The sequence below is a fragment of the Rhodovulum sp. PH10 genome (assembly GCF_000293785.1).
GTDB lineage: Bacteria > Pseudomonadota > Alphaproteobacteria > Rhizobiales > Xanthobacteraceae > Rhodoplanes.
Genome location: NZ_AKZI01000161.1, coordinates 1 through 1,693 on the forward strand (window position 1 = coordinate 1; position 1,693 = coordinate 1,693).

The window sequence follows — 1,693 nt, forward strand, 5'->3', positions numbered from 1 at the left end:
AGTGCTCCTCAGGACGAGGTCGGACTCTATCGCCGTTGGTATCAGATCGTCTGATTGTACGCACCGACCTGGGGATGCGTGCGCAGCACGGCGTCGACCGCGGCGAACATGTCGCGCATACGGGACTCGGAGACCGGGCTTTCCACCACCACCACCAGCTCCGGCTTGTTGGAGGAGGCGCGCACCAGCCCCCAGGTGCCGTCCTCGACCGTCACCCGCACGCCATTGACCGTCACGAGGTCCCTGATCTTCTGCCCGGCGACGAGTGCGCCGCTCGCCTGCGCGTCGCAAAAATGCTTCACCACCGCGTCGACCACGCCGTACTTCTCCTCGTCGGCGCAGTGCGGCGACATGGTCGGCGACTGCCATGTCATTGGCAGCGCCTCGCGCAGCGCCGACAGCTTCTTGCCCGGATTGCGGTCGAGGAAATCGCACACCGCGAGCGCCGAGACGAGGCCGTCGTCATAGCCGCGGCCGAACGGCGCGTTGAAGAAGAAGTGCCCCGATTTCTCGAAGCCGACCAGCGCAGCGAGCTCGTGGGTGCGCCGCTTCATGTAGGAGTGGCCGGTCTTCCAGTAATCGACGCTCACGCCGTTCGCCCGCAGCACCGGATCCGTCACGAACAGCCCGGTGGACTTCACGTCGACCACGAAGCGCGCGTTCGGATGAAGCCCCGAGATGTCGCGTGCCAAAAGCACGCCGACCTTGTCGGCAAAAATCTCCTCGCCGGTGTCGTCGACCACGCCGCAGCGATCGCCGTCGCCGTCGAAGCCGAGCCCGACATCGGCGCCGCTCTCCAGCACCGCGTCACGGATCGCGTGCAGCATCTCGAGGTCTTCGGGGTTCGGATTGTAGCGCGGAAAGGTGTGGTCGAGATTCGTGTCGAGCGGCACCACCTCGCAGCCGATCGCCTCCAGCACTTTCGGCGCGAACGCACCCGCGGTGCCGTTGCCGCAGGCGCACACCACCTTCAGCGGATGCTTCAGCTTGGGCCGGTTCGTCAGATCGGCGATGTAGCGCTCCGGAAAGTCTTCCACGAACACGTAGGAGCCGCCGCCAGGGAGATCGAAGTCGGCCGACAGCACGATCTCCTTCAGCCGCGTCATCTCCTCGGGGCCGAAGGTGAGCGGGCGGTTCGCGCCCATCTTCACGCCGGTCCAGCCATTGTCGTTGTGGGACGCGGTCACCATCGCGACGCACGGCACGTCGAGCGCGAACTGGGCATAATAGGCCATCGGCGTCACCGCGAGGCCGATGTCGTGCACCTTGCAGCCGGCCGCCATCAGGCCGGAGATCAACGCCGTCTTGATCGAGGCCGAGTAACCGCGAAAATCGTGGCCGGTGACGATCTCCGGCGCGACGCCGAGCCGGCGCACCAGCGTGCCGAGCCCCATGCCCAGCGCCTGCACGCCCATCAAATTGATCTCGGTCTCGAACAGCCAGCGCGCGTCGTACTCGCGAAAGCCGGTCGGCTTCACCAGCGGGCGGGATTCGTAGTCGTAGGTGTTGGGCACGAGGGCGGACAGAGGACGAGGAAACATTTGCGGCCTGTGTGGGCGGAGGATCGATGGCTAGGGGCGGGGCACGGCGCCTGCGCGCCCTCTCCCCGCAGGCGGGGAGAGGGTCGGGGTGAGGGGGTGTCCGTTCGCGTGGAAGCGGGGGCCCCCCCCCCCCCCCCCCCCCGCCCGCCCCC

The 1,693-nt window shown here is 67.3% G+C and carries 1 protein-coding gene; it reads right to left on the reverse strand.

Annotation, left to right across the window (positions count from 1 at the left end; genetic code table 11):
* Nucleotides 1-41: 41 nt before the first annotated feature.
* Nucleotides 42-1,541, reverse strand: a complete 1,500-nt coding sequence (locus A33M_RS20265) for a phosphomannomutase/phosphoglucomutase (protein ID WP_008391328.1) — start codon at nucleotides 1,539-1,541, stop codon at nucleotides 42-44.
* Between the last annotated feature and the right edge of the window lie 152 nt (nucleotides 1,542-1,693).